At 34.2% G+C, this 26,496-nt stretch carries 28 protein-coding genes, 1 tRNA gene, 1 other RNA gene and 1 pseudogene; 18 read left to right on the plus strand and 13 right to left on the minus strand.

The window, feature by feature from the left end; all coding sequences use genetic code 11:
• The 8 genes from PQ963_03185 (at nucleotide 1) to PQ963_03220 (ending at nucleotide 7,076) form a co-directional block, all read left to right on the plus strand.
• Nucleotides 1-936: a F420-nonreducing hydrogenase gene (locus PQ963_03185; GenBank protein MEN4028672.1), complete on the plus strand. Its 936-nt coding sequence runs from the start codon at nucleotides 1-3 to the stop codon at nucleotides 934-936.
• A complete protein-coding gene (gene mvhA / locus PQ963_03190; GenBank protein ID MEN4028673.1) occupies nucleotides 937-2,355 on the plus strand; it encodes a F420-non-reducing hydrogenase subunit MvhA in 1,419 nt (472 codons plus the stop codon).
• A gap of 23 nt (nucleotides 2,356-2,378) precedes the next feature.
• Nucleotides 2,379-3,623, plus strand: coding sequence for a 4Fe-4S binding protein (locus PQ963_03195; protein MEN4028674.1), 1,245 nt, complete (start codon nucleotides 2,379-2,381; stop codon nucleotides 3,621-3,623).
• A gap of 425 nt (nucleotides 3,624-4,048) precedes the next feature.
• Nucleotides 4,049-4,315 carry a DUF749 domain-containing protein gene (locus PQ963_03200; protein MEN4028675.1) on the plus strand — a complete coding sequence of 89 codons (267 nt, stop codon included), beginning with the start codon at nucleotides 4,049-4,051 and terminating at the stop codon, nucleotides 4,313-4,315.
• The gene (locus tag PQ963_03205) at nucleotides 4,312-4,839 is read left to right on the plus strand and encodes a DUF2096 domain-containing protein (protein ID MEN4028676.1); all 528 of its coding nucleotides are present in this window, start codon (nucleotides 4,312-4,314) and stop codon (nucleotides 4,837-4,839) included. Before PQ963_03200 ends, PQ963_03205 begins: the two co-directional genes overlap by 4 nt.
• Nucleotides 4,840-4,882: 43 nt before the next feature.
• Complete coding sequence (locus PQ963_03210; protein ID MEN4028677.1) at nucleotides 4,883-5,551, plus strand: metallophosphoesterase; 669 nt, start codon at nucleotides 4,883-4,885, stop codon at nucleotides 5,549-5,551.
• A 231-nt stretch (nucleotides 5,552-5,782) separates the two neighbouring features.
• The gene (locus tag PQ963_03215; protein ID MEN4028678.1) at nucleotides 5,783-6,700 is read left to right on the plus strand and encodes a 2-phosphoglycerate kinase; all 918 of its coding nucleotides are present in this window, start codon (nucleotides 5,783-5,785) and stop codon (nucleotides 6,698-6,700) included.
• Nucleotides 6,678-7,076 carry a CBS domain-containing protein gene (locus tag PQ963_03220; GenBank protein MEN4028679.1) on the plus strand — a complete coding sequence of 133 codons (399 nt, stop codon included), beginning with the start codon at nucleotides 6,678-6,680 and terminating at the stop codon, nucleotides 7,074-7,076. The genes PQ963_03215 and PQ963_03220 overlap by 23 nt, the downstream gene beginning before the upstream one ends.
• On the opposite strand, the gene PQ963_03225 is transcribed toward PQ963_03220, so the two are convergent.
• Nucleotides 7,041-8,036 (minus strand): anion permease, encoded by a 996-nt coding sequence (locus PQ963_03225; protein ID MEN4028680.1) that lies wholly within the window; start codon nucleotides 8,034-8,036, stop codon nucleotides 7,041-7,043. The two genes, PQ963_03220 and PQ963_03225, sit on opposite strands and share 36 nt — an antisense overlap.
• A gap of 128 nt (nucleotides 8,037-8,164) precedes the next feature.
• Between PQ963_03225 and ffs the strand changes: the two genes are divergently transcribed.
• Nucleotides 8,165-8,480: signal recognition particle sRNA (gene ffs, locus PQ963_03230), an RNA gene on the plus strand.
• 94 nt (nucleotides 8,481-8,574) lie between these two features.
• Nucleotides 8,575-8,659 (plus strand) — tRNA-Ser (locus PQ963_03235).
• 30 nt (nucleotides 8,660-8,689) lie between these two features.
• Here PQ963_03235 and PQ963_03240 read toward each other — a convergent pair.
• The 4 genes from PQ963_03240 to hdrC all read right to left on the minus strand — a co-directional run bounded on the left by PQ963_03240 (nucleotide 8,690) and on the right by hdrC (nucleotide 11,690).
• Nucleotides 8,690-9,460: a 4Fe-4S binding protein gene (locus PQ963_03240; protein ID MEN4028681.1), complete on the minus strand. Its 771-nt coding sequence runs from the start codon at nucleotides 9,458-9,460 to the stop codon at nucleotides 8,690-8,692.
• 136 nt (nucleotides 9,461-9,596) lie between these two features.
• On the minus strand, nucleotides 9,597-9,779 hold the full coding sequence (locus tag PQ963_03245) for a CooT family nickel-binding protein (GenBank protein MEN4028682.1): 183 nt from the start codon (nucleotides 9,777-9,779) through the stop codon (nucleotides 9,597-9,599).
• Nucleotides 9,780-9,911: 132 nt separating this feature from the next.
• The gene (hdrB, locus tag PQ963_03250) at nucleotides 9,912-10,835 is read right to left on the minus strand and encodes a CoB--CoM heterodisulfide reductase subunit B (protein ID MEN4028683.1); all 924 of its coding nucleotides are present in this window, start codon (nucleotides 10,833-10,835) and stop codon (nucleotides 9,912-9,914) included.
• A gap of 12 nt (nucleotides 10,836-10,847) precedes the next feature.
• On the minus strand, nucleotides 10,848-11,690 hold the full coding sequence (gene hdrC / locus PQ963_03255; protein ID MEN4028684.1) for a CoB--CoM heterodisulfide reductase subunit C: 843 nt from the start codon (nucleotides 11,688-11,690) through the stop codon (nucleotides 10,848-10,850).
• Between the two features lie 190 nt (nucleotides 11,691-11,880).
• Between hdrC and PQ963_03260 the strand changes: the two genes are divergently transcribed.
• From PQ963_03260 to PQ963_03270, 3 genes are all read left to right on the plus strand, one after another.
• Complete coding sequence (locus PQ963_03260) at nucleotides 11,881-12,435, plus strand: CDP-alcohol phosphatidyltransferase family protein (GenBank protein ID MEN4028685.1); 555 nt, start codon at nucleotides 11,881-11,883, stop codon at nucleotides 12,433-12,435.
• A gap of 374 nt (nucleotides 12,436-12,809) precedes the next feature.
• A complete protein-coding gene (locus PQ963_03265) occupies nucleotides 12,810-12,965 on the plus strand; it encodes a hypothetical protein (protein ID MEN4028686.1) in 156 nt (51 codons plus the stop codon).
• A gap of 449 nt (nucleotides 12,966-13,414) precedes the next feature.
• Nucleotides 13,415-14,146, plus strand: a complete 732-nt coding sequence (locus PQ963_03270) for an archaeosine tRNA-ribosyltransferase (GenBank protein ID MEN4028687.1) — start codon at nucleotides 13,415-13,417, stop codon at nucleotides 14,144-14,146.
• Nucleotides 14,147-14,155: 9 nt separating this feature from the next.
• On the opposite strand, the pseudogene mtrA reads toward PQ963_03270, so the two are convergent.
• Nucleotides 14,156-14,722: pseudogene (mtrA, locus tag PQ963_03275) on the minus strand (tetrahydromethanopterin S-methyltransferase subunit A).
• A 193-nt stretch (nucleotides 14,723-14,915) separates the two neighbouring features.
• On the minus strand, nucleotides 14,916-15,491 hold the full coding sequence (locus PQ963_03280; protein MEN4028688.1) for a methyltransferase domain-containing protein: 576 nt from the start codon (nucleotides 15,489-15,491) through the stop codon (nucleotides 14,916-14,918).
• A gap of 330 nt (nucleotides 15,492-15,821) precedes the next feature.
• Between PQ963_03280 and PQ963_03285 the strand changes: the two genes are divergently transcribed.
• The 3 genes from PQ963_03285 (at nucleotide 15,822) to PQ963_03295 (ending at nucleotide 17,711) form a co-directional block, all read left to right on the plus strand.
• Nucleotides 15,822-16,286, plus strand: coding sequence for a flavodoxin family protein (locus PQ963_03285; protein MEN4028689.1), 465 nt, complete (start codon nucleotides 15,822-15,824; stop codon nucleotides 16,284-16,286).
• 74 nt (nucleotides 16,287-16,360) lie between these two features.
• Nucleotides 16,361-17,299: a 4Fe-4S binding protein gene (locus PQ963_03290; protein MEN4028690.1), complete on the plus strand. Its 939-nt coding sequence runs from the start codon at nucleotides 16,361-16,363 to the stop codon at nucleotides 17,297-17,299.
• A 13-nt stretch (nucleotides 17,300-17,312) separates the two neighbouring features.
• Nucleotides 17,313-17,711, plus strand: a complete 399-nt coding sequence (locus PQ963_03295) for a carboxymuconolactone decarboxylase family protein (GenBank protein MEN4028691.1) — start codon at nucleotides 17,313-17,315, stop codon at nucleotides 17,709-17,711.
• A gap of 23 nt (nucleotides 17,712-17,734) precedes the next feature.
• Here the strand turns inward: PQ963_03295 and ppk1 are convergent, their stop codons facing one another.
• The 5 genes from ppk1 to mtxX form a co-directional block, all read right to left on the minus strand.
• Nucleotides 17,735-19,807 (minus strand): polyphosphate kinase 1, encoded by a 2,073-nt coding sequence (gene ppk1, locus PQ963_03300; protein ID MEN4028692.1) that lies wholly within the window; start codon nucleotides 19,805-19,807, stop codon nucleotides 17,735-17,737.
• Between the two features lie 75 nt (nucleotides 19,808-19,882).
• Entirely contained in the window at nucleotides 19,883-20,785 is a 903-nt protein-coding gene (locus tag PQ963_03305) for a phosphatase (protein ID MEN4028693.1), read from the minus strand.
• A 161-nt stretch (nucleotides 20,786-20,946) separates the two neighbouring features.
• Nucleotides 20,947-21,705, minus strand: a complete 759-nt coding sequence (locus PQ963_03310) for a TatD family hydrolase (protein MEN4028694.1) — start codon at nucleotides 21,703-21,705, stop codon at nucleotides 20,947-20,949.
• 41 nt (nucleotides 21,706-21,746) lie between these two features.
• Nucleotides 21,747-22,514 (minus strand): polyprenyl diphosphate synthase, encoded by a 768-nt coding sequence (gene uppS / locus PQ963_03315; protein ID MEN4028695.1) that lies wholly within the window; start codon nucleotides 22,512-22,514, stop codon nucleotides 21,747-21,749.
• Complete coding sequence (mtxX, locus tag PQ963_03320; protein ID MEN4028696.1) at nucleotides 22,489-23,223, minus strand: methanogenesis marker protein Mmp4/MtxX; 735 nt, start codon at nucleotides 23,221-23,223, stop codon at nucleotides 22,489-22,491. Before mtxX ends, uppS begins: the two co-directional genes overlap by 26 nt.
• A 157-nt stretch (nucleotides 23,224-23,380) precedes the next feature.
• Here mtxX and PQ963_03325 point away from each other — a divergent pair, with 157 nt between their 5' ends.
• Both PQ963_03325 and PQ963_03330 read left to right on the plus strand, forming a co-directional pair.
• A complete protein-coding gene (locus PQ963_03325; GenBank protein MEN4028697.1) occupies nucleotides 23,381-24,337 on the plus strand; it encodes a methionine synthase in 957 nt (318 codons plus the stop codon).
• Between the two features lie 78 nt (nucleotides 24,338-24,415).
• Nucleotides 24,416-25,054 carry a thymidylate synthase gene (locus PQ963_03330; GenBank protein ID MEN4028698.1) on the plus strand — a complete coding sequence of 213 codons (639 nt, stop codon included), beginning with the start codon at nucleotides 24,416-24,418 and terminating at the stop codon, nucleotides 25,052-25,054.
• 62 nt (nucleotides 25,055-25,116) lie between these two features.
• On the opposite strand, the gene PQ963_03335 is transcribed toward PQ963_03330, so the two are convergent.
• Entirely contained in the window at nucleotides 25,117-26,406 is a 1,290-nt protein-coding gene (locus PQ963_03335) for a dihydroorotase family protein (protein MEN4028699.1), read from the minus strand.
• Nucleotides 26,407-26,496 lie beyond the last annotated feature (90 nt).

Consider the following 26,496-nt stretch of genomic DNA (forward strand, 5'->3'; position numbering starts at 1 on the left):
ATGGCAGAAGGAGAAAAGGTTAAAATATTAACATCATGGCTTTCAGGATGTTCTGGCTGTCACTTATCCATTGCAGATATACACGAAGCAATTATTGATGTAATGGAACTTGCAGAATTTGAACACAGCCCAGTTTTGATGGATGTTAAATACGATGAAATTCCAGAAGTAAACGTTGCTATCGTTGAAGGTGGAATCAGAAACGATGAAAACCTTGAAATGGCACACAAAATCAGAGAAAAAGCAGATATCGTTATAGCATATGGTACATGTGCTGTTTACGGTGGAATCCCTGGACTTGGAAACTTATTTACTAATGAAGAACTTTTAAATGAAGCTTATTTAGTCTGTCCAAGTAACATAAACCCGGAAAATGTGCTTCCATCTGAAGAAGTACCAGTATTTGAAAGCAGAGTAAGGCCACTTGGTGAAGTTATAGATGTGGATTTAAATATCCCTGGATGCCCGCCAAGATCTGATGTTACTGCAGAGGCAATCATGGCTTTGCTTACAGGTAAACCTGTTGAAATACCAAACACAAACCTGTGTGAAGTTTGTCCAAGAGAAAAGCCGCCAGAAGGAATGGCAATGGACGAAATTAAAAGACAGTTTGAATTAGGTAAACCAGAAGAAGACGTATGCCTGATAACTCAGGGACTGGTATGCATGGGACCTGCAACAATTTCACTTTGTGGAGCAGAATGTCCAAGTGTCGCTGTTCCCTGCAGAGGTTGCTACGGACCAACTACCAGGGTAGAAGACCAGGGTGCTAAGATGATAAGTGCAATTGGATCTGACTACGGTGTAGAAGAAGATAAAACCGTTGACCCAGAAAAAGTTGCAGAACAATTAGACGATGTGGTAGGTACTTTCTACACATTCACACTTCCTGCTTCATTAGTACCTATGAAAGTAAGGAAAATGGAGGGAAAATAAATGGTTAAATTAACACTTGAACCTGTAACAAGAATTGAAGGTCATGCTAAAATCACCGTTCAACTTGACGACGCTGGAAACGTGGAAGATACAAAACTTCACGTTATGGAATTCCGTGGATTTGAAAAATTCCTACAGGGAAGACAAATTGAAGACGTGCCAAGAATAGTACCAAGAATATGTGGTATCTGTGATGTACAGCACCACCTTGCAGCTACAAAAGCTGTTGACGGTATTTTTGGCTTTGCTCAAGAAGATGTTCTCCCTGCAGCTTACAAGATGAGAGAATTAATGAACTGGGGTTCATACATGCACTCCCACGCACTTCACTTCTATTTCCTGGCTGCACCTGACTTTATAGCTGGCAAAGACAGAAAAACAAGAAACGTCTTCCAGATCATTAAAGACGCCCCAGAATTAGCTTTACAGGCAATAGAACTCAGAAAAAACGCTCTTTCAGTAGTAAAAGCCATTGGTGGAAGGCCAATTCACCCAATATCAAACTTACCTGGTGGAATATCCACAGAACTTGATGATGAGACTCAAAAAGACCTTCTTGCAAAAGCACAAAGGAACATTGAATTAGCAGAAGCTACACTTCAAGCAGCAATTCCAATCTTTGAAGAAAACCTGGATCTTGTAAAAGAACTGGGTTACGTTGAAACATATCACACTGGTCTTGTAAAAGACGGGGTATGGGATGTATACGACGGAAATGTTAGAATGAAAGATGTTCAGGGTAACCACTATGCAGAATTTGCACCTGGCGACTACCTTGACTACATTGCAGAAAAAACCAAACCATATTCTTACCTGAAGTTCCCTTATATTAAGGAATTAGGTTACCCTGATGGTATTTACAGGGTCTCTCCACTTTCAAGGTTAAATGTAGTTGACAAAATGCCAGCTGCTGCAAGTAAAGCACAGGACTACCTCAACGAATTTAAAAACAAATTTGGTTACGCACATGAACCATTACTCTACCACTGGGCAAGACTTATAGAACTTTTAGCATGTGCAGAATGTGCTGCTGACACCTTAGAACAGGATTTATCTGGTCAGAAATGGCAAGATTCACTGGAAAAGACCGCTGGTGAAGGTGTAGGAATTGTAGAAGCACCAAGGGGAACATTAACTCACCACTATGCTACTGACGAAGATGGACTTGTAAGTAAAGCAAACATAGTAGTTGCAACAATCCAGAACAACCCTTCCATGGAAATGGGTATTCAGAAAGTTGCTCGTGACTACATAAAACCAGGTGTGGAAGTGGATGACAGTGTTTTCAACCTGATGGAGATGGTAATAAGAGCATACGACCCATGCCTATCATGTGCAACCCATGAAATTGACAGTCAAATGAAACTTGCAACCATTGAAGTTTTCGACAGCCAAGGAAACCTTATCAATAAAATTTAAACCATTTAACAGGTGATAATAAAATGATAGTAGTAAACAAAGAAGGCTGCATCAGATGCGGAGCTTGTGAGGGCGTATGTCCAACAGAAGCAATTGCAGTAACTCCTGAAGATGTGATTTACTGTGATATGTGTGCTGGTGAACCAGAACCAAAATGTGTGGTAACCTGTCCAACAGGTGCTTTAAAAGCAGAAGAAATGATGCTGGGCGACTCGGGCAATGCTCAAACTCGTATAGTGTTCAACCCTTCAGCGTGTAATGAATGTGGAGAATGTGTAGCTGTCTGTCCTCCAAATGTCTTAAAACTTGAAGAGGGAAAAGTCCAGAAAATTCCTTTACATGGATTCTGTGTAATGTGCCAGAAATGTGTTGATATCTGTCCAGTTGATGTAATAGGAGTAGAAGGTATTAAGGAGCCTAAAGTCATTGAAAAGGATATCACAGGACCTATAGCCATTATAGATTGTGTTGGTTGTGGAATGTGTGTCCCTGAATGTCCTGTAGATGCCATAACTCTTCCAGAATTAGGAGAATCTATTGAAATAGATGAGGATGCATGTATAAAATGTGGTATATGTGCTCAAACTTGCCCATGGAATGCAGTTTACATATCTGGTAAAGAGCCAGTCAAAAGAAGTAAAGAGATATTAGCATTTGATCTGGACAAGGAAACATGTATTGGATGTAATTTATGTGTTGAAGCGTGTCCAGGAGACTTTATTAAAGCCAGACCAGCAGATCTTTCAGTAGAACTTCCAAATATCTGTACAGCCTGTGGTTTGTGTGAGAAAGTTTGTCCTGTGGATGCTATAAATCTTGAAGTTGAATTAGGATCTGCCAAACCTGTCAGTGAAGAAGGACTTGTATACGACCCTGAAAAGTGTGATTTTATCGGTGCCTGTGCCCAGATATGTCCTAATGAAGCCATACGTGTGGTTACAAAAACTGGTATGAAACTGCCGGATCAAGAAGAGGTAGACGAAGGTCCATCCTTTGCAATGTGCACCCGATGTGGAGCATGTGCATCTATATGTCCTACTGGAGCCCTTAAAGTATCAGAGATGGACAAGGTCGTTGATGGTCAGGTTGCAAAAAGAGAAAGAATAGAGTTTAGTCCAGCATTATGTAATAAATGTGGGGAATGTATTGAAGTATGTCCTTACGATATGCTGAAACTCACCGAAGACAAGGTCCCGCTTAAAGGGTTCTGTATCCTTTGTGATCAGTGCATATCTGCCTGTCCAATGAATGCATTGTCTTTAAAATAGGTAAACACTGGTGGTTTATTCTACAAGCCCTCGAAAATCCATGCCCCTGAAATTCGTAGAATTTCCGAGGGGCCCCAAACACCATGTGTTTGGGGCTGCACAAAACCACCAAAAATCCACGATTTTTGTAAGATAGAAAATGCAAGGCATTTTCTATATTTTCAATTTCATGGCCCGAAAAATCTACGATTTTAAACGGCTATTTTATTTTATTTATTTGATATTTTAATCTATTTTTTACAGGTTTTTTAGTGTTTATTAAATTAGACATCTTATAAAGCTATTTAAGGCCAATTTAATGTTTCATTTTTAATATTCGAAATATTTTATCCTTGATCAACCGATTAACCATGTATAAAATTTTAAATATCTTGAAATTTATATTTAAATATAAATCAGTTTCAAAATCATGCACGAGGTGTTTTATGTTCATTGCTACACTGGTTGGAATATTTAAATTAGAAGAATTACCTCAAGAATACGCCCCTTTTGTAAGATACAAGGCCTCTCTTGAAGATAGAGACATTGATGAAAACGAAAAAATTGCAATTTTAAATATAAAGGGTACACAAAGCTATCATGCCCTATTACTGAGCTCTTATCAGAATATTACAGAAATAGAAAACGAATTAAAAGAAGCCCATGCAAAACTTAATTATAACACGAAAAAAATTCTGGAAGGACATTTATGAAGGATTTACCAGTAGAACAAACATGGCTGGTCCTTGTAGATCTTTTAACCGACCTTAGAAAAAAGGAAAAGCAGATTCCAGATGAAGTAACCAGAAATCTTAGACTGGCAAAAAGCACTATAAACTTCTATAAATCTGATCCCACTAATCCTGAAATGATGAGGGAACTTAAAAGAATTAATGACTTTTTAAACTCAAGTCAGGACACTCTTATTGACATTGCTGAGGAAGTTAATATCGAATACAGGGATGAATGGCTACAAAAACTGATGAGAGCATCAAGAGGAGAAAAAGTGGTTGAAAAACAGGATATTTCTCCCAGATTCGTGGTTGGTGCACCTGCAGGTTTTTCAATGGTTAGAGTTACTTTTAAAGAGCCACTATCTGAAGAAAGGTTGAATGACATTGCAGAAACCCACGGAGTTATAATTGAATTTGAAGAAGATGACGTGGTTGCAATTTATGGGGATAAAGACAATGTAAAAAAGAGTTTAAAGGAAATAGCTTCATTTTTCAAGGAATGATTATTCATTAAAATGCTTTTTTATAAGATCATGGAGATTAGAGATGAAAATTCTTGTAATGGGAGATATACATGGACAATGCCCGAACATATTCAATTATCTTCAAAAAAATAAAGTAGACCTCATAATATTAACTGGTGACATAACTCATTTTGGGCCTGAAAAATTAGGAGAAGAGATATTAAAGGAGATATGCATCTTTGAAACCCTAACTCTGACCATTCCAGGTAACTGTGACCAGACATATATTTACGGCGAAATAGAAAATTCTAATGCCATCAACATCCACAATAAATCACTGATAATAAAAAATATAGGTATATGTGGATTCGGAGGTTCGAATCCAACTCCTTTTAACACCCCTCTTGAATTTGCTGAAATACAGATATACAGTCAGCTTGAAAAATTGATGAGCGAAATAGAAAATCAGGAGATAAGGATACTTGTTACCCATGCACCACCCTGGAACACCAGAGCTGATATTTTATCTTCAGGCCATCATGCTGGAAGTGAAAGCATCAGAAAAATAATAGAAGAATATCAACCAACATTAAATGTATGCGGCCATATACATGAATCAAAGGCAATTGACAAAATAGGGGATACTATTATCATAAATCCGGGAGAATCTTCGAAAGGGTTTGCCAGTATCATAGAAATAGAAAACAGAAATGGAAATGTGAAGATATTTCCAGAACTTATACATGTTTAAAACGCGTGATCAGCAGATTCAAAAATATAATTTAAATTCTTTTTATCTAAAAAATAGTATAAGTATTTAAGGCAATAATCCTAAAAGATAGAAATGTAACTCTTACGTTATGCGTGCTGTTATTTAACCTAAATGGGCAGGTATAATCTAAAATTTAAATTATATGATAAAACTTCCTCTAAAAATATAAAATAAAACAATTATCATTCTGTTTGGGGTGTAAAATTGAAAATGATAATGGTAGAAGGTAAAGTTAGCGGAAAAAAGTACACAGAACCATTTTCTAAAGGAGTTCTTGCAAGATCTTTAACTCGTGCAGAAATGGATCCAAACAAGGCATATACTTTTGCATCTCAAATAGAATCTTATTTAAGAAAAGAAGGTATTGAAATCATTAGTCTGGATGATTTGATTGATATTGTCCGTGCAAAGCTAAAAAGAGAGAACTGGGAAATTGCTGAAAAGTATGGTATGTGGAGAAGGATCCGTAAATGTAGAGAACCTCTGATAATACTTATTGGGGGAGCTTCTGGAGTTGGAACGTCATCAATTGCTTTTGAAGTAGCAAACCGACTTGGAATACGGAACATGACCAGCACGGATATAATAAGAGAAGTTATGCGTAAAATGGTATCAAAAGAACTTCTACCAACCATATTTGAATCAAGCTACACTGCATATAAATCTTTAAGAATCCCCCCTCCACCTGAACTTGATGAAGTGCTCATAGGATTTAGAGACCATGTTGATACAGTCAGCGTGGGTGTGGAAGCAGTGATTGAAAGAGCTTTAAAAGAAGGGGTCAGCATTGTAATCGAAGGCGTCCATATAGTGCCTGGCTTTATTAATGAAGGCCTTGTAAATAAACATAATGTTGCAATGTTCATTTTAACTTTGTCTGATGAAGAAGTCCATAAAGGAAGATTTTATTCAAGATGCAGGCAGCTATGGGCACGAAGACCTCTTCAAAGATATATGAATTACTTTGGAGCCATTCGAAGAACACACAAATACTTTAAAAGCCAGGCTAAAAAGTATGATATACCCACCATTGAAAACATAGACGTTACCACAACAATTGATTGTATAATAGGAAATCTTACCAAGACTTATGGAAGTGAAGAAGATGTTAGAGAAGCACAAAGTTAAAGAAGTGATGAGTAAAGACGTTATAACAGTTTCTCCAGAAGAAGATGTTGTCTTTGCATTTGAAAAATTGATGAAATACAAAGTAAGTTCTCTTCCTGTTGTCGATGATTATGGGAAACTTGTAGGTATCGTAACAGCTACAGATCTGGGGCATAACCTTATTCTTGATAAATATGAGCTTGGAACAACAGTTTCAGAGGTAATGGTTACAAATGTAGGGTGTATAGGGCCAGAAGATAGTCTTCAAACCGCTGTTAAAAAAATGAAAGAATACGGTGCTGGTGAAGAAATAGTGAATCAGCTGGTTGTGGTTGATGACCATAAAATAAAAGGAATTATCTCAGATGGAGATATTATAAAAGCATTGATAAGTTAATCCAGTTAGAATTCCAGAAATTATTGCGCATGCTGGAAATGTAAAAACCCATGATGAAAGAATTTGTTTTACAACATCGCCACCAACATCACTGGTTCTTCTTGCAAGGCCAACTCCAATTACAGAGCCAACAAGCGTCTGAGTTGGAGATATAGGCATTCCTAAAAATGCAAAAGTTAAAATAACTGATGCTGCAGATATCTGGGCTGAAACTCCCCTTGTAGGAACTAAATTAGTTATTCTTTTTCCAACAGTTCCAACAATTCTATTTCCAGCAATCAGTATGCCGGTAACAAGTCCAAAAGTGCCTAAAAGTTTTATATCTGTACCTGTACCGATTCCCATGACTGCAATCATCACCCCTGTTGCAGCAGCAATATCTATAGCACCTATACCTAAAGCAGCGAAACAGGAACTTAGAATCTGTATATAAGAAAAAATCTTTTCAATCCTACCACTAACAGCGATATTTTGGACTTTTTCAAGTATAAGACTCCTCAAAGAATAATAAAATATGAATCCAATTAAAGCACCTAATAGTGGTGATGAAACCCAGCTTAAACCTATAACCAGTAAAGAATTCCACTTAATATTATTTAAACCTGCATAAACGAGTCCATATCCAAATATGGCTCCAACTATGGAATGGCTTCCAGAAACTGGTGTTTTTCTTAAAATAGAAATACTCACCCATAATCCTGCCGTTAAGGTTGTTATTACTGCTCCTATGGGTGTTATAAAGTAAATATCAACTATTCCTCCAGATATGGTTTTAATAACATTACTGCTTAAAAATATTGCACCCAGGAACATAAATAAAGCTCCAACAATGAGAGCCTGCCTCATTTTAATAACACCACTTCCTACAGCAGTTCCCATTGAATTTCCAATATCATTAGCTCCAATGTTACTTGCAAGATAAACGCCGGTTAGAACTCCAATTATCAGTAACCATTCCATGCATATCTTATGAATTCTGTTTAATTTAAAATTAAGGAATAAAAGAATTTAAAACTTAGATAAATAGCCCGAAATAATTGGAAAAAAAATTTGATCAAAAGGTTCAAATACTATAATATCAATATCTATTATGGGCTAGACTGGAGGGTCAGGGGTCCTCTGTAAGCGCAAAACCCCTATACGGCGTGGTTGAAGTTCAGGAGGCGGCAAACCAAATGAATACTGGCCCAGAATTTCAACGTAGAAACCTCGTCCCGCAGGATCAGTGGTGGCAGAATTTCGGTTGTAGGACCGAAATTAACTGTCTTAACCAGGGGAACGGGTCAGGTCTGGAAAGAAGCAGCTCTACTTTGGACAGCTGATGCTTGTGGAGCAACGGGGCGGAGTTGAGGTTCTGGATTACCAGTGTTCAGGAGGTTTGTCCACTCCTGGACAGGCCCATTTTCATAAAACCAAATTAATATAGAAACAAAACCAAAACTATTATAAGTAATTAAAAACAATCATCCTTTTTACCCAACAATTTTTAAATCTATCTGCCGGGGTGGCCCAGTCTGGTACGGCGTGGGACTGCTAATCCCATGATCCTTTGGATCACGCGGGTTCAAATCCCGTCCCCGGCGCTCAAAAATTCAAAGTTTTTGTATGTTTCCCTAAGAACCTATTTTTTTACTTCCATACTTCCTTACATGCTCCCATGCATTTTTATATTTTTCGGGTGTTCTATCTTTTTTATATAGGGATACATCTTTCCTATCAAAAACCTTTCTATCTTCTCCAACCGGACAAACCTTTATACAAATGCCACAGGGAGATCTGTATTCTTCTCGAAGCTTTTTACTCCTTTTTGCACAAAGTATTTTATCTATTGGTAATGGGAATTCTTCTTTTATTGCCCCGACAGGACATTCTTTTACGCATAAAAGGCATTTTGTACACAAATCTATGGGTTTAACTGGATCTCCATCTATCTCAGCTTGTGTAAATATTGATGTAAATCTAACTCTTGACCCATATTCTGGAGTTAAAAGCACATTATTCTGGCCGAAAGAGCCCAAACCTGCAAGATATGCTGCATGCTTGTGTGAAAAGAATGCACATGGTTTTTCAAGCAGTACATCTATATCACCATAACAGTCCCTTGGAACATAAATTGAAGGATAACCTTTTTCAGTTAAAAAATTTGAAATTCCATATGCCTTTAAGTCAAGTGCATTATTTACAGTCTCATACAGCTTATGGTAATATATTGAAGGCGCAGTTTCTACTATTGGAAGCTGTACCGGAAGCCCTATTACAATAACTGTTTTTGCTTCTGGATAAATTGACTGTGGCCAGAATTCTTCAGGTATCCATTCATTAAATTTATTTGGAAGCTCTTCTGGAGGATTTTCCCATCTACTAACTGGAGCAAAACCCAACATCTTAATTCCAAGTTCTTCACATTGTTTAATAATTTCTTTTTTAAGATTTTTAGATTTCATACATAGTTAAAGTATAAGGTTTAAAAACTTCAAAAGATATGTTTAATAACTCTGGAGATAAGCGTGGAATATTTTTTTATTCATTTAACTTTATAAAAATACTGTGTTTATCCAGGTCAAGTTCAACTATCTTTCCTTCCAGTTTTTTTTCCTGACCTAATATATCTATGAGATTTATTTTTTCTCCATCTATTTTAATATGTAAGATATCTTCCATGATGGTATCACCATCTGTTGAATAAACTGTTGATTCACACACTTTATCACTTCTTTATTTATGATTTTTACAAAATAAAATAAAAGGAGCCGTCGAAAATCAGAGATTTCAGGGGCATGTAAATCGAATAATCGAATGCCCCAAAATCCAAGCTCTCAATTTTCGAATGAATTTTTATTCTCCGCCGGTTATTTTGTCTAATTCTTCAATTTCCTCAAGTGAACATTTTTCGAGGGCTGGGTCCACACAGATCTGGTGCACATCTACAGTCAGATCTTCAGGACTGTATCCCATTGCAAGACCCAAAAACTGAGCAAGATGGAAAACAGGTATGTTAAATTCATCTCCCCACTTGCTTTTGATTTCTGTTTGACCCACATCAAACTGCAGGTGGCAGAAAGGACACACATTTACAATAACATCTACGCCAGCGTCTGTCATGTTGGTTAGCTTTTCTTTTGTGAAGTCTAAAGCATTTTCTAAGTCTCTTGAACGTACTCCCCCACCAGCACCACAGCACATCATTTTATCTCTGTAATTTACAGATTTTGCACCGGTTGCCTCAACAATTTCATCTAAAATTGTTGGTTTTTCTGCATTATCGATTTGGATATCTTTTGTTGGTCTTAAGAAGTGGCATCCATAGTGAACACCGACATTAAGGTCGTCCAGAGGTGTGGTTACAGCTTCAGATATTTTATCAAGACCTACTTCGTTGTACAGTACTTCTGCAAAGTGTCTTACATTAACATTACCTTTATACTCTCTGCTTACTTCAGATAGAACTTCGTTTATTTTTGCCTTAGATTCTTCATCACCATGTAATTCATGGTTAGTTTCAAATAATGTGCCGAAACATCCGTTACATTCGGTCATTATGTCCATTCCCATATCTTCTGCAATGGTGATGTTTCTTGCTGCTATCGAAAGCCAGCTGGTCTTATCGAATGATCCAAACACACCAGGTGCAGGGCAGCAGGAAGCTCCTTCCATATCATGAAGAGTTATACCAAACTTTTCAAACATTACTCTTGTTGCCTTTTCAATTCCCGGGTATCTGTTGTTCATTATACATCCTAAAAAATATGCAAGATCCATTTTATTTCCTCCTTATTCTAATTCTCCGGTTTCCCAGTTGTATCCAATTAAACTGTCAAATCCTGTTTTCTTGAGTATATTCTGTACCTCTTCCAGTGCTTCAGGGAATTCATGGGTGGTTGGTGGCAATTCTCCCAATCCTACTCTTTTTCTAAGTTCCATTGTAGCATCATTAATGGGTACACCATGTCCGGTTTTTAATACAAATGAGCCCACCATTTTGTGTGCCGGCGCCATTTTTCCTGCCCTGGATTGCATGTTTCTTATTGCTTTAACTACATCCACAATTTCAACACCTCTCGGGCATCTTTCCTGACATGTGTAGCATGTAACACATTCCCAGATGGTTTCATCGTTTAAAACTTCCTCTTTAAGTCCATAATTTGCCTTTCTTATGATACTTCTTATTCTGTATGGGGTTCTTTTTCCAGATGGACATGATCCAGTACATGTCCCGCACTGGTAGCATAAAGCTATTGTTTCCACACCAGCGTCAATGATGCTTTGTTGAAATGTTGGATCTATTTTTTCAGCAACTACTAAATTTTCATCTTTATTGAGTAAAGTCATATTTACACTTCCTTTGGGTTTGGGGTTTTCTTTTTTGGCTTCTTCAATAACTTCTGTTTCAGGTTCTACTTTTTCAGTTTCTTCTTGAACTTCAGGGGTTTTTGTTTCTTCTCTCTTTTTTTCTACGGTAGCTACAGCTTTAACTTTTTCTACTGCAGGGACGGTTTCTTGTTTTGTTTCTGATTCACTGGTTTTTGGTGATTCTGTACTTTCTGTTTCAGTGTTTTTATCCTTTTTTGCCTCTTCCCCAGTTAAAAAATCTTTCAAACGTTTTAGTACATTCATTCTTTTTCACGCCCGTGAATACAGGGTTTATGTGAAAACTTGTAATTTTCATACATAGGTTGATGATCTCAATATATATACATTACGAAAATTTTGCTAACTGTAACCTTTTTGATGACACATTCTAAATTTTGGAAAAATGTAGAATAAGATAATATTTAAAAACTCCAAAATTCAAGGAAAAATCAGTATGAATGAAAAATTAAAAAGCTGGAGTGAAATAAAGGAGGAAAAAGGCTTTTATGCATACATACCCTCTGGAATTACTTCAATACGGATTATATTAACGCCTTTGTTTTTATATACACTACTTAATGATTTAAACTTGTTTACAATCCCATTATTTCTATTTCTATGTTTAACCGATTTTATAGATGGTTATTTTGCAAGAAAACTGAATATTTCATCATCTTTCGGAGCATATTTTGATACAACTGCTGATTTTATCCTGATTTTAACTGCTTTTACAGCTTTTGTTATAAAAGGAATTTATCCTTACTGGATATTGTTTTTGATAATATTCATGTTTTTACAGTTTATTTTAACTTCAAAGATTAAAATATTGGTTTATGATCATGTAGGTAAATATTTTGGAAGCATCCTGTTTGGAGGGGCTTTAATTACTTTATTATTTGATAATATATCGTTATATGGTTATATACTCACTCTTATTGTCCTGACTTCAACTGTATCATTGGTAAGTCGTTATATAAGTTTATCCCTCTTTGGGAAAATAAAAAATTAAATAAAGTTTTAAAACATTTTAAAAAGAAAATAATAAGCTGGAAAATTAAATAAACTTTTGAGAATTTTTATTACCCTTTTGTTCTGTGATGCTTTAATGTCTTTTGAGAGTTGAAATCCTGATGAAATCGTTTAAAATTATTACAGAAAATGTTATATTGTCATGTTTTAACCTTATATAACATCATTTCTCTTATTCTACATCTTGGAAGGTTATATAACTCTTTTTTAAATAATTTTAAATTTCTATAATATTTTATAGAATTATTTATATGCTAAAAAATAATTAATTATAGTATAGAAAATTATATTATAGAATTTCTATGACTACTATTTTTATAGATTGCCATTGTACAAATTGAAGGCGGATTAGAAATGATGGATTTAGCTCAAATGAATAAGAAAAAAATTAGAGCTGAACCTGAAATATCTGAAGAGTTCCAGAAAAAGCTTAATAAGATAAGAAAAGGTAAAGCTACTGAATATGATAGTGTTGAAGCCATGTTAGAAGACCTTGGACTAAAATCCTAATATCACTACTTTTTTTTTTATATGACTTATTCTATTAAATTATCTGAAGAAGCTGAAGCTAGACTTAGAAAGTTTAGTAAAAATGATAAGGGCACTAAAAGAGGAATAGAAGCTAAATTTATAACTATCGTGGAGAACCCGTATCATTTTAAGGTTCTTAGTGGAGAACTGCACGATGCTAGGTCAGCTCCTGTAGGTAGTTATAGGATTATTTATGATATTTTAGAGGATGAGAAGAAAGTTTTTATTTTATATTTTGGTCATCGCAATGATATTTATAAGGATAGAAAGCTGTTTAAGGCTTTTATGAATAGTCCTAAGAGATATTACTGATTTTAATTCTTATTTCAACAGCGTTTGCAGTTTTTTGTATAAAAGGATAGAAATTAAAAAAGTAAATAGACTTTTATCATATGAAGTAAATACTCTTATTAATAATTGTGATTTTTATGATAGAAATAACACTACACGACGGCCCTGCAAGATTTGGAAAATGTAATGAACTCATAACCCCTAATATTTTACCTTCCTCTTTTGATCTAAAAATGATACGGGATGAACCCATGCCCTATGATGTTCCAGAGGAGCTTGCAAAGTGGTCAGTAAATAGAACAATTGAATTTGCAAAAAATAGCAGTGTTGAAGGTATGGTAGTTATTCATGGAGGAAAATACGTGGATTTACGGGTGAAATGCGCCCAAAAGCTGGATGATCTTGGATTTAATTCATTTTTAATAGCTAATTCTAAGGAACTTTTAAGGAATCCTCGAGATCTTGTAAATATCATGGTAAATATAAGAAAAACAGTTAATCCTAATGCAGCACTTTATTTTCCATTTGCAGACTTAAATTTTCTTCCTTTACTTTCTTACATGGGTGTGGACTTCTTTGGGGGATTTCAAGCAGAATATTATGCTTATCTGGGCATCATGCTAACTCCAAATTCTAAATATGACCTTAAAAACTATCATATATATGATTTAAGCCTACCCAGGCTAAAAGAATATAATAAAAACAGTATGGACTTTGCAGTTAGAGAGATACAGGAAAATATCAAAAATGGAACCCTGCGTAATTTAGTAGAAGCACGCTGTTGCACATCTCCAGAAGCAATGTCAGCACTAAGACTGCTTGATAAAAATTATTCTGAATTTTTAGATGATTTCACACCTTTATATTGATTTAAGACTTTAAATATCAGAGCTAACTTCGGCTGTTTCTTCAATTTTTATTTTATTTTTTTTATCTATTTGGTCTAATCTAAAAATTATGGCTTCTTCTTCGAAGGCTCCCGGGTCTTTTTCTATACATTCTTTAACTTTTGCCTGGATTTGACCTGCGTCTTCTGTGTCAATTATGCTAACGATTTCCATTTGCTGCTGAAATCTTTCAATACCTTCATCTGGAATGTTTTCAATGAATGGTATGGCGCCTGTAGCGTCTACGATTTTTCTTTTCTCATCCACACCATTTGCATGTAATGCTTCAATGCTCTGCCCTGTGATGTGTCCCTGCACCTCTGAACCGCATAAGATTAAAAATCTTATGTTAGGGTTGGAAATAAGATTTGCAAGCATTTTTTCAATTCCAAGATTTTCTGTTTTACATGGGCCAGCTATTGCAGCGCCAGCGTCCACTGGGATGCTTTCAATGTGGGATGCGAGTGTTGTTGCTGCTACCGGACTTTCAGGGTCACCTACTATATAATCTCCATTTATTACAGGCCATCCTTCGGCAGGTTATTTCTTTTCAGCCAACTAAAACACCTCCTTTTGTAATAAGAAGACTTGGACAGCTCTAATTTAAAACTATGAAAAAAAAATAATTATCCTCGCTGTATTATATGTCTATTATTTGGAATTCATCCCTAAAATAGTTTATCATGATTCACTGATTATCTAAATTTTGAAAACATTACTTTGAAAACAGGAAGTATTGGTGAATTTATGATCATTTCTTAATTGAAATAACAACATAGTGGTGAGTACCAACCTCTTCGACCTTTTTTACAGTAAAACCATAATTTTGCATTATTTTTTTAACATCCTCTGGTGCTATTTTAACTGATAACGGAGGACCACATTTAGACTCTTCTTTTTTAAATTCAACAACAGCAAAGACACCATTTGATTTAATTACTCTTTGGATTTCACCCATTACAGTCTCAACTTCATCATTTTCAACAAAACCATGTAAAACGTTTCCCATATAAAGTACATCAATAGATTCATCTGCTACTGGTATTTTTTCACTGATATCTGCAATAACAGGAGTTATATTTTTTATATCTTTGCTTTTTATTTCATTTTTAAGAATTTCCATGGAGTCTTCATAAATATCTACAGCATATACTGTTCCATTTTCTCCAACTATTGATGAAGCAGCAAGAGACATGTAACCATCACCAGAACCAGCATCTAATAATACATCCCCTTCTTTAAGTTCTATTGTACTTAATACCCTTGAAGAATCCAGTATTTCCCTACTTGAACGGCCGTGATGGAAATGTTTTCCTGATTTTTCCATTTTATCACCTTTTAAAGATATATCATCAAATAAGATTTAATAATATAATTTCTATCCGTTAGTTAATAAAGATTTCATAGTATTGGAAAGAAAATTTTAGACTAATAAAATTAACAAAAACTAATTAAATAGGAATTCTCTAAAATTATTATAAACATAATAATGTTTATTACGAAATAAAAGGCTCCATTTTCTACTAAAACAGATAATTTTGCAAATAAAATAACTATAAATGCAACTGAAACTACTAATTTAAATAAAGTTTCAATTATAGAAATCTATTTAAGTCAATTGAGAACTTTATGCAAAATCTTTAAAAGGGGGTATATTATGAAAATAGGAATTATTGTTTATTCCCAAACCAACAATACATATTCTGTTGCCGAAAAGCTTCAGGAGAAGCTTGCAGTTGCTGGAAATGAAGTGAATATCGAAAAGGTAATACCTGTAGGTGAAGTACACCCTGGATCGAAAAATATCGAGTTTGAAAACAAGCCTGATGTAAATGAATATGATGCGTTGATTTTTGGCTCACCAGTACAAGGATTTTCCCTTGCACCGGCAATGAAAGCATATATGGAGCAGATGGCACCGCTTCAAGATAAACGGATTGCGTGTTTTGTTACCAAGAAATTACCCTTTAACTGGACTGGTGGAACCCGTGCAATTGGACAGATGAAAAAAATCTGCCAGGCTAAAGGTGGAATAGTCTACGGAACTGGCATTGTGGTCTGGAACAAACAGCGTGATGAAAAGATTGCTGAAATGGTTGAAGAATTCAGTAATTTATTTTGACGGCTGCATTATGGCTAATTTACAAATTAAAAGAATAATAACAACATTTGACTCTTATAGAACGGGTGAATTGCATGAAACAGGCTAATAACTGGAACATATCTCCAGAATCTATCAGAATGCCTCTAATTATGTTAACTGTTTTTGTGGCAATTGCAATTATTTCCTGGAAGTTATCAGACAACTCTTACATGCTCTTTAATTTTTTATGTATTGGATCAGCAGTTTCTATGGGTATTTTTTTAAATCAAGCATTGCCAAGGAAACATATACTGTGGGGGCGTCGAATAACTCTATTTTTAGTTGGAACATACCTCCTGGTTATTGTAGGATCATGGAATAGTGAAAATATACAAATAGAAGCATTTTTCGCATCCATATTAACCGGGGCATTGATAGGGGCGGCTTTTATTCATATTGCAGTTGCAAAAATTGCAGGACCCATGGTATTCAATCGTGGATGGTGTGGATGGGCCTGCTGGACAGTCATGATACTGGATCTGCTCCCCTGGAAAAGACCTAAAAATGGACGTTTGCCATATTGGGGCGGATTAAGATATGTTATTTTCACCGCATCTTTTATTGTAGCTTACATTTTCATATTTGTACTATCTGGCGATTCAATCATTGCAAATACTACAACAGCGCTTCAATGGTTTATAGCAGGTAATGTAATATATTATGTGGTTGGAACGGCATCAGCAGCATTTTTAAAAGACAACAGGGCTTTTTGCAAATATTTATGCCCTCTTACAGTTCTATTGAAAGCATTTTCACGATTTTCTTTCATGAAAATAGAGGTAGATGATGATGGCTGTGATGAATGTGGAGTATGTGAAAAAATGTGCCCGATGGACATTAAAATTCTTGAATATAAGAAAGCAGGCCAGCGTGTTCTTTCAACCGAATGTATCCTGTGTATCCAGTGTATTAATAGCTGTGCACGAGATTTAATAGACTGTACAGGTAAATTTGATGTGGGAGGTAAGGAATATCTTAAATATAAACAGTGAACTTACATAATTCATGAAAACAGGAAGAGGAAAGATGAGTGAAGATCGTTACCAAAAAGGAATGGAAATGCTTAAAAGAATGAATCCAAAGTCATACGAAGAACTAAAAAATACTTTAAAGGATATTGCTCCAGATTTAGCCCGTTTTGTTGCTGAATTTCCTTATGGAGATGTTTACACACGTCCTGGCCTGGATTTAAAAACAAGGGAGCTTGTAACTATTGCAGCAATCACTGCTCTTGGTACTGCTCCATTACAACTTAAAAGCCATATTAATGGTGCTTTAAATGTGGGCTGCACCCGTGAAGAAATCGTAGAAGTTTTAATCCAGATGGCTGTTTATGCTGGTTTTCCGGCTGCTTTAAACGGAATATACATTGCAAAAGAAGTTTTTGAAAAGTTAGATAAGTAAGTGAGTCTATATAAATGTGACAACTACTTTTCCTTTTTCAGTTTTCTAAAATCGTGGTGCATAAAATAATCTTGAGAATCAATTAAATCCCTGTCTCCAATAATTTTCTCATAATCTCCTTTCTCATTAATTTTTCTGGCTTTAACATTGTCACTAAACATAATATTTAAAATACGTATAATTTGTTTCTTTAATGCCTTGTCTTCAATAGGATAAGTAATTTCAACTCTTTTTTCTGTATTTCGGGTCATTAAATCTCCGCTGGATAAATATAATGAGATATCTTTTCCAGTACCAAAACAAAAAATCCTGGAATGCTCTAAGAACCTGCCTACTACACTAATAACTTCAATATTTTCAGTCTTACCAGGCAGTCCTGGAATTAAACAACAAATACTTCTAATTATTAATTTAATTTTTACTCCAGCGTTGGATGCTTCACTTAACCGGTCAATTAATTCCCTATCAGTTAAAGAATTCATTTTCATGATAATTCTTGCGGGCTGATCATTCTCTGCTTTATCGATTTCTTCATTGATTTTTTCAATTAATTTATTTTTAAATCCGAAAGGAGCAACTAATAAATGTTTATAATTCCCATGCAAATTGGAAATAGACATATTCTTAAAGAATAACATTGCATCTTCTCCAATAGCCTGGTTGTTGGTCATTAAGCTTAAATCTGTGTATAGTTTACTGGTTTTTTCATTGTAATTACCAGTTCCTAATTGAGTAATATATTGAATACCATCTCTCTCTTTTCTGGTGATTAAACAAATTTTAGAATGTACTTTATACTCTTCAAAGCCATACAATATTCTGCAACCAGCTTCTTCTAGTAAAGCAGCATAATGAATATTATTTGCTTCATCAAATCTGGCTCTAAGTTCAATTAAAACTGTAACGTCTTTTCCATTCTCAACTGCTTCTAATAAATATTTTATTACAGAAGAAGACCTGGCCAATCTGTAAATAGTAATCTGAACTGATACAACATTTTTATCGTTAGCTGCCTCCTTTAAAAATTTCAAAAAAGGTTCTATTGAATCATATGGATAAAAAAGTAAAATATCCTTCTTTTTTAACTGAGAAATAATCTTTCCTTTTCTAAACGACTTTGGTATTTTAGGATAATATGGACTAAACGATAATTTATGGAAAATTAATTTATCTACTTTTTGAAGATGATCATATAACTCAAATACATAACTCATTTCTAAAGGAGTATTGGAGATTTGCACCTGGGTTTTCTTGATATTTAATTGATCACATAAAAATTCGGTTAATTGTGCATCAGAATATTTATAAAATTCCAATCTAATTGGTGCTAAACGAGCTCTCTTCTTTAAAATTTTTTTCATATAACCTCGATAATCTTCATCTTCATCAATTTGATCATTAGATAAAGCAATATCTGCATTTCTGGTTACAGAGACTATGGTTTTAAATTTTACTTCATAATTAGAAAAAATTTCATTAGCAAATTTGTAAATTATTTTTTCCATTAAAATAAAACGCTTTTTATCATTTGGAGAATAAACAACTCGGGATAAAGATGCAGGAATCGGAATAAGCCCATATACTGTTTCGCCATCATCTTTCAAAATTAACATGACATTTATGGATTTGTTTACTATATGTGGGAAAGGATGTTGAAAACCAATGATTTGGGGAGATAAAAGTGGAAAAACACAATTAAAGAAATATTTATGAATAAATTTAGCTTCTTTTTTAGTTAAATCCTCAAAATCTAAATCACAAATACCTTCCTCTTTTAAAAGAGGAATAAGAGATTCATACACATTATCTCTACGTCTATATAAAAATTTGGTCCTATCAAAAATGGCATCTAATTGATCCTGTGCATTTAAACCGGTTTTATTATCAACATAGTGTTTATCAATCAAAGATAAATCATATAAACTTCCACATCTAACCCTGTAAAATTCATCTAAATTACTGGTAAAAATAGATACATATTTTAAGCGTTCAAGTAAAGGAACAGAAATATCTTCTGCTTCTTCTAAAACACGTTCATTAAATTTTAACCATGATAATTCACGGTTCTGGGTAAAACTATAATCTATTTCAGACATTTGGGCACCTGTTTAATTTTATTTTCCTTATTATTCGTTAATTATGTTTCCTATCCAAATAAGCAATAATTAATTTCAACAAGCCCTATTCAACAATTTTTTATATAAATAACCTTCTCTAACACTAAATTTACTGATTTGTATTTCTTCACATCCAAAATAAGAATTAATTGACTCCAGTATTAATAAAGCAGGGACCAGAGTATGAATTTTTGATGGTTTAACATGTAATATTCTGTTATAAGTATCTTTATTATTGTGCTTTAATTCATTTTCTAACTGTTTCAGTAATTCAACATCTATTAAATCAGCTTTTTCCTGCTGTAAATTTAAATCCACCAATAATTTTCCAATGGCACGAAGACCTCCACCAATACCACATATGAAAGGAATTTTTTCATTACTAACGCCCGCTTTTTCTAATTCTGAATATATTCTTTCTTTAATCAAATTAGACTCTTTTTTATCGGGTAACATAAGAGATACATAATCATTATACATTTTTAAAGAACCAACCGGAATACTGTAGGTTTTCTTAATTTTTTTACTTTCAAAAAGTACAATTTCAATGCTGCCACCCCCTACATCAATTAAAATCCCATTGTCCTTTTTTAAGGTGGAAACAGATCCACAAAAGCTTAATTCTCCCTCTTCCTCACCAGATAATACATCAATTTCAATTTCAACTTCTTCATTAATAATTTCAATAACATCAGCCCTATTTTCAATATTTCTGAGTGCAGCCGTGGCAAAGAAGCTGTAATTTTCTATTTTTAAAGAATCCAGACTTTTTTTCATTTCTTTAAGAACAGTTACTAATTTCCCAATACCTTTATTGGTTAACTTTCCTTCTTTAATATAAAATACTAAACCTAAATTCTCTTTTTTTGAAAATAAAACCTTTACTACACGGTTTTCACAGCGATAAACGTTTAATTTAACTGTATTTGAACCAATGTCTACGATTCCAAATAACATCCATATAACCTCAAAAACAGGAAAACTTTCATTATGAATATTTTGTATTATAAATATATAAAAAATTTCTCTCATTGAATTAACATGATATGAATGAAAATAATAATTTAAAAACTAAATCATAGATAACGAATTTCACCATCTACTTTTAAAGTAACATGCTACATTCCAAAAACCCTTTTTGCATTTTTTTCTGTTTTTTTATCAACTTTTAGTGGAGACACTGACTTAATTTCTGCAATTTTTTTAACTGTTTCTTCTACAAATGCAGGTTCATTCTTCTTTCCTTTAAATGGAGAGAGATAAGGGCTGTCAGTTTCTGTTAAAATATTTTCTAATGGTGTTTGTTCAACGAGTTTACTGTGATAATCAGAATAACAAATCACCGTCGAATAAGAGATATAATGGTTTTCTTCTATGATTTTATTCATAGTTTCCACATCACCGCCATAGCAGTGGAATATAACGTCTATACCCTTTGAATATTTCATAACTATTTCCAAAGATTTTGATTCAGCATCCCGGGCATGGATTACAAGAGGCATTTCATACTCATTTGCAAGGTCTATAAATGACCTGAAAACATTTACCTGCTTATTTCTTTTTTCAGTATCTTTTACATGGTGAAAATCAAGGCCAGTTTCCCCAAGAGCTACGGCTTTATCAATATTTTCGTTAATTTCTTTAAATGCCTGTTCAATTATTGATGCATCTGCTTTAGAAGCATTTACTGGATGAAATCCAAGCGTTCCCTGCAAAAATCCTTTATATTCGTCCACCAATTTAAGAGTTCGCCTGTTACCGCCCAGAGTAGCTCCTGAATTTATAATTCCACTCAGTTTTTTCTTTGCTCTCTCCATTACTTCTTCTCTATTCTGGTTAAACTCTTTAAAATCAACATGACAGTGTGAATCAATCATAATACTACCTCCGATTCAAAAATAAATTAAAATAAGAAGTATTAAATCCCAAAGCGCCTTTCCCTTTCTTGATAAGACCTTAGTGCCCTTAAAAAGTCTACTTTTCTAAGCTCTGGCCATAAACTATCGCAGAAGTAAAGTTCTGAATATGAAGACTGCCATAAAAGGAAGCCGCTCAGCCTTTCTTCACCGCTTGTCCTTATTATAAGATTTGGGTCCTCTAAACCTGCAGTGTAAAGGTTTTTATTAACCAGATCTTCATTTATATCCTCAAGATTAATTTTTCCTTCTTTAAATTCATTTGATATTTTTTTTATGGCATCAATTATTTCCATACGTCCATCATAGCCAATTGCAATGTTAACAATCCGCTTATCGTATGAAGCAGTCGATTCTTCGGCAACCTTTATGGCTTCCCGAACGTTTTTGGGAAGTAAATCCAGATTACCAACGGCCTTAACCCTCACCTTATTCTTGTGGATCTTAGGATTGTTGGCTATTTCCTCAAAATTTTTCTGGAAAAGCTTCATTAAGCCCTTAACCTCTTCTTGTGGCCTTTTAAAATTCTCGGTAGAAAAGGCATATGCAGTTACTATTTTTATTCCAAATTCTATTGACCAGTCTAAAACTTTTTCAAGGGTGTCTACTCCTCTTTTGTGACCTTCTATAGCTTGCATATTCCCCATTAATTTTGAATAACGCCTGTTGCCGTCCATTATTATAGCGATGTGCTTGGGCATATTTTTTACTTTAAGATTTCTTGATATGTACCATTCATAAATTCTATAAAGTGGTTTCAGTGGTTCCATTTTCACTCCTACTTTTAAGTCTTGCCAGATAGTTTGAAAACTCTAAAGCTCGTTTATATCCTTCTACAGTCTGTGATCTTGAGGTATCAATGAAAATTTCGTCAATTCCAAGTGTTATTGCACCATAACTTTTTCCTGAACCTAAAAAAACAAGCGTTCTAAAGATCAGGTTCCCAGAAATTCCGTCTGGTGCCAGAATGAAGTTTACATTATCTTTTATAGCATCCTCTATTAATATAAAATAATGTTTTACAAAATATTTATCTTTTATGATCTCTGTTAAATTCATAGCTTCTTCGATGGAATCATCAATTTTAGGACTTCTACCAATATCTTGAGGTCTTCCACCAGAAAGAATAGCAATCTTAGGTTCAATTCCAATTTTAAATAAAAAATCAGCGCCTAATTCTATTATTTTTGCTTTATCCTGTAAATTCTCTCCTTCATCAATTCCAACAGGCGCAAAAAGAAATTTGCAATTACATGCCTCTAAAAATGAAGCCCGATGTATCTTATTACTGTATTTTTCTTTTAAAATATTCATTATATTTGAAACACTTAATGAACCTCTTAAAGCAGCGTCTACCTCTTTATTTAGCAGCATGTGAATCAATTCATCTTCAGATTCAGTTAATATAACTTCAAAGTCGACTCTCTTTGAAGCCTCTAAAATATTTCTATTTTGCCCAAGACCTGCCGCTATTTTCATTTTATCCTCTCTTTAATATTTTTTTCTAAATTAATAATATAAATTTTTCAGGTTGCCAGGTGCTGGACGACTCTGTAGAAATGCTTTTAAACTTTGATATATAAACATTTAATGATCGGTATTAAAAAATCAATTACTAAATTTTTAAGGGCTAAATATGATAACTACAGTGGTGGGAAGTTATCCTGCATTACCTGAAGAACCGTCATCAATTTCAAAAAAACTTTCAAACTTTTTTGGGATATATGATAAATATAAACCAGCAATAAAACTTGCAATACGTGACCAGATAGAAGCAGGGATTGATATAATCTCAGATGGGCAGGTAAGATGTGGAATGGTTGAAATTTTTGCTAAAGCTATTCCTGGAATGGCTGTTGAAGATAATACTCCTAAAATTGTGGGAAAAATCATGCCACCTCACAGGTCAATATCTGCTGGAGACCTTAAATATGCAATAAACATTTCTAAAAACATTTCCAAGGAATATGGCTCAAATCAGAGTAAAACAATTGAAAAAGGCGTTAAAGGAGTTAAAGGCATAATTACGGGTCCTTCTACTCTTGTTTTCTCTTCAAGACTTGAAGGATTTTATAGAAAAAAAGAAGACGCAGTTTTTGATATGGCGTATGCTTTAAAAAAGGAAGCTGAATTTTTAGAAAAAGCAGGAGCTATCTATATCCAGGTTGATGAGCCATTTATTTCCACTGGTGTTGTGGATGTTAATGTTGCAAAAAAAGCCGTGGGGATTATAACAGAAGATTTATCTATCCCTAAAGCATTACATGTCTGTGGGGATGTGGCAGATGTCTTCAATGAGATTTTAAAATTTGATGTGGATATAATTGATTGTGAATTTGCAGGTATTCCTCAAAATGTGAATTTGCTTGAAAATTGCAACTTAAAAGGTAAAAAAATAGGATTTGGATGTTTAGATACAAAAACCAATAAAACTGAAACTAAAGAAGAAGTTAAAAACCTTATTAAAAGAGGTATAGAGTTAATAGGTGCTGAAAACATGATTGCAGACCCTGATTGCGGAATGCGAATGCGGTCAAGAGATGCGGCGTTTTCAAAGCTTAAAGTAATGGCTGAGGCAGTGAAAAATCTCTGATTTTTTGCCACAAAACAAAGTTTTTGCATAAAAGGTTTATAATATCATAAAATGAAAATTTAGGGGGCGGCTACCAAAATGGCATTTTTAATTGAAGTCAATGAAATTGCAGATGGCTGGGAAACACTTGTAAGAAAAATAGTGGAAAATGGTAAAGAGATTAAAGATGAAAGAGGATCACTAACTTTAGAGCTCTTAAATACTATTGTTACAATTAAGAATCCTACAGGTTATTTAAAAGATTTAAAATCAATTAGAATTCCTGATGGATGTTTTTGGGCAGGAGAAAGGCTTAAAGAGTACTCTGAACAATTTTTAAGTAAAGATAAACAGGGTTTTGTTTATACTTATGGTAACCGGCTCAGAAAACATTTTAAGGATATTGATCAGATTCAAGAGGCAGTTGAAAGACTTAAAAACTGTGAGGAATCAAGGAGAGCTATATCTGTAACATGGGATCCACTAACTGACACTAAAAATGATGAAGTACCCTGCATGATCCTGGTGGATTTTAAAATAAGAGATGGGAAGATTAATACCACAGGATTATGGCGTTCTCATGACATATATCAGGCCTGGTTTCCCAATGCTGTAGGATTAACCCATTTATCCAAATATGTGGCAGACGGATTAAATGTACAAATTGGCACATTAACTATACACAGTATTTCTGCACATATTTATGAGCATTGTTTTGATGAAGCAAGAAGGTTATGATGTTTAAAATGTTGTACAAGTAGAAATTGCAAAGATCATGTGAGTATCCCTTAATTTTGGTCTTATTCAGGGCAATAAACATGTTTTCCTTTATTTTCAAAAACTTCTCCATTTTCAAAAACCACATTTCCACGGACCATGGTCATAACAGGAATTCCTTTCACATTAAACCCTTCAAATGGAGAATATTTTGCCTTTGTTTTGAATTTTTCAGCATTTATTATATCTTCTTTTTTCATGTCAACAACTACAAAGTCTGCATCTCTTCCTATTTCTATTCTGCCCTTGTTTTTAAGATTAAAAAATCTGGCAGGATTTTCACATAAAAGCCGCTTAATTTCACCAAAAGTTATTTTTCCATTATTTATTTGAGTTAAAAGCAAGGGAAGGGTTGTATCAAGGTTTGGAATTCCAGGCGGTGCTTCCCATACATTTCTTTCCTTTTCTTTTAATGTGTGGGGGGCGTGATCTGTTCCAATAATATCAATTTCTTTAAGGTCAAAGATATCCAGTTTGTTCTCATTATCCCTAAGTGGAGGATTTGTTTTCACAAAATTACCGCATTTATCAAAGTAGGAATCATCCAGAAGAAGGTGATGAGGTGTTATCTCTGAAAAAATATCAAAACCAAGAGTTTTAGCATAATTTATTAATTCAAGGGCTTTTTTAGTACTCACATGGCATATGCGAACTTTCTGGTTGTAATAGGAGGCAAGAGCAATAGCTGTAGCTACAGCAACCACTTCTGAAATTGGTGGGCGTGCCTTAGCATATATTCTGGGATTTTCATTCATCAGGCCTTTTTCTATCCGGGTGCAGTGATCTATAATATTTTTATCTTCTGCATGAATGGAAATAATGTGTTTCTGGTTTAATTTAGAAATTTCCTTAAATGTTTCCATTAAAAAGCTGTTATCTGCAAGATCCATGAATATTTTAAAAGAAGCAGGATTAAGCTCGGCTACCTGATCAATATCATCTAAATCTTTTACTCCTGCATGCAGCGCAAAATCAACAATACTCTTTTTTGCAATATCAAGCTTTTCAAGAAACGCTTTTTTAGTGTTTGTTGGAGGTTCTGTATTGGGCATGTCCATTACTGTGGTAAAACCGCCTGCTGCAGCTGCTTTGCTTCCAGTTTTAAAATCTTCTTTATAAGTAAGTCCAGGGTCTCTAAAATGAACGTGTGAGTCAATTAAACCAGGTAAAATTGGGTTTCCTTTGATATCGATTATTTCGCTGCTTTTTGGCGGGATTTTTGTAATGGAGACAATTTTTCCATTATCAATTCCAATGGTGCATTCCAGGTTTTCAGGGACAATTTTACAGTTAGTTAAACATAAATCAATCAATTGAACACCATCTTCAGGTTAAAAGAGTAAAAAGCAGGGGACACCTGTTTTATCTAAAATTCATGTATTTAGGATGGTAAAGTGGGGATA

It is taken from the genome of Methanobacterium sp. (assembly GCA_039666455.1).
Taxonomy (GTDB): domain Archaea; phylum Methanobacteriota; class Methanobacteria; order Methanobacteriales; family Methanobacteriaceae; genus Methanobacterium_D.

Coding starts and splice junctions, on each gene's coding strand:
- PQ963_03185 (MEN4028672.1), top strand. CDS start 1: ATGGCAGAAGGAGAAAAGGTTAAAATATTAACATCATGGCTTTCAGGA.
- mvhA (MEN4028673.1), top strand. CDS start 937: ATGGTTAAATTAACACTTGAACCTGTAACAAGAATTGAAGGTCATGCT.
- PQ963_03195 (MEN4028674.1), top strand. CDS start 2,379: ATGATAGTAGTAAACAAAGAAGGCTGCATCAGATGCGGAGCTTGTGAG.
- PQ963_03200 (MEN4028675.1), top strand. CDS start 4,049: ATGTTCATTGCTACACTGGTTGGAATATTTAAATTAGAAGAATTACCT.
- PQ963_03205 (MEN4028676.1), top strand. CDS start 4,312: ATGAAGGATTTACCAGTAGAACAAACATGGCTGGTCCTTGTAGATCTT.
- PQ963_03210 (MEN4028677.1), top strand. CDS start 4,883: ATGAAAATTCTTGTAATGGGAGATATACATGGACAATGCCCGAACATA.
- PQ963_03215 (MEN4028678.1), top strand. CDS start 5,783: ATGATAATGGTAGAAGGTAAAGTTAGCGGAAAAAAGTACACAGAACCA.
- PQ963_03220 (MEN4028679.1), top strand. CDS start 6,678: ATGTTAGAGAAGCACAAAGTTAAAGAAGTGATGAGTAAAGACGTTATA.
- PQ963_03225 (MEN4028680.1), bottom strand. CDS start 8,036: ATGGAATGGTTACTGATAATTGGAGTTCTAACCGGCGTTTATCTTGCA.
- PQ963_03240 (MEN4028681.1), bottom strand. CDS start 9,460: ATGTTGGGTTTTGCTCCAGTTAGTAGATGGGAAAATCCTCCAGAAGAG.
- hdrB (MEN4028683.1), bottom strand. CDS start 10,835: ATGGATCTTGCATATTTTTTAGGATGTATAATGAACAACAGATACCCG.
- hdrC (MEN4028684.1), bottom strand. CDS start 11,690: ATGAATGTACTAAAACGTTTGAAAGATTTTTTAACTGGGGAAGAGGCA.
- PQ963_03260 (MEN4028685.1), top strand. CDS start 11,881: ATGAATGAAAAATTAAAAAGCTGGAGTGAAATAAAGGAGGAAAAAGGC.
- PQ963_03265 (MEN4028686.1), top strand. CDS start 12,810: ATGATGGATTTAGCTCAAATGAATAAGAAAAAAATTAGAGCTGAACCT.
- PQ963_03270 (MEN4028687.1), top strand. CDS start 13,415: ATGATAGAAATAACACTACACGACGGCCCTGCAAGATTTGGAAAATGT.
- PQ963_03280 (MEN4028688.1), bottom strand. CDS start 15,491: ATGGAAAAATCAGGAAAACATTTCCATCACGGCCGTTCAAGTAGGGAA.
- PQ963_03285 (MEN4028689.1), top strand. CDS start 15,822: ATGAAAATAGGAATTATTGTTTATTCCCAAACCAACAATACATATTCT.
- PQ963_03290 (MEN4028690.1), top strand. CDS start 16,361: ATGAAACAGGCTAATAACTGGAACATATCTCCAGAATCTATCAGAATG.
- PQ963_03295 (MEN4028691.1), top strand. CDS start 17,313: ATGAAAACAGGAAGAGGAAAGATGAGTGAAGATCGTTACCAAAAAGGA.
- ppk1 (MEN4028692.1), bottom strand. CDS start 19,807: ATGTCTGAAATAGATTATAGTTTTACCCAGAACCGTGAATTATCATGG.
- PQ963_03305 (MEN4028693.1), bottom strand. CDS start 20,785: ATGTTATTTGGAATCGTAGACATTGGTTCAAATACAGTTAAATTAAAC.
- PQ963_03310 (MEN4028694.1), bottom strand. CDS start 21,705: ATGATTGATTCACACTGTCATGTTGATTTTAAAGAGTTTAACCAGAAT.
- uppS (MEN4028695.1), bottom strand. CDS start 22,514: ATGGAACCACTGAAACCACTTTATAGAATTTATGAATGGTACATATCA.
- mtxX (MEN4028696.1), bottom strand. CDS start 23,223: ATGAAAATAGCGGCAGGTCTTGGGCAAAATAGAAATATTTTAGAGGCT.
- PQ963_03325 (MEN4028697.1), top strand. CDS start 23,381: ATGATAACTACAGTGGTGGGAAGTTATCCTGCATTACCTGAAGAACCG.
- PQ963_03330 (MEN4028698.1), top strand. CDS start 24,416: ATGGCATTTTTAATTGAAGTCAATGAAATTGCAGATGGCTGGGAAACA.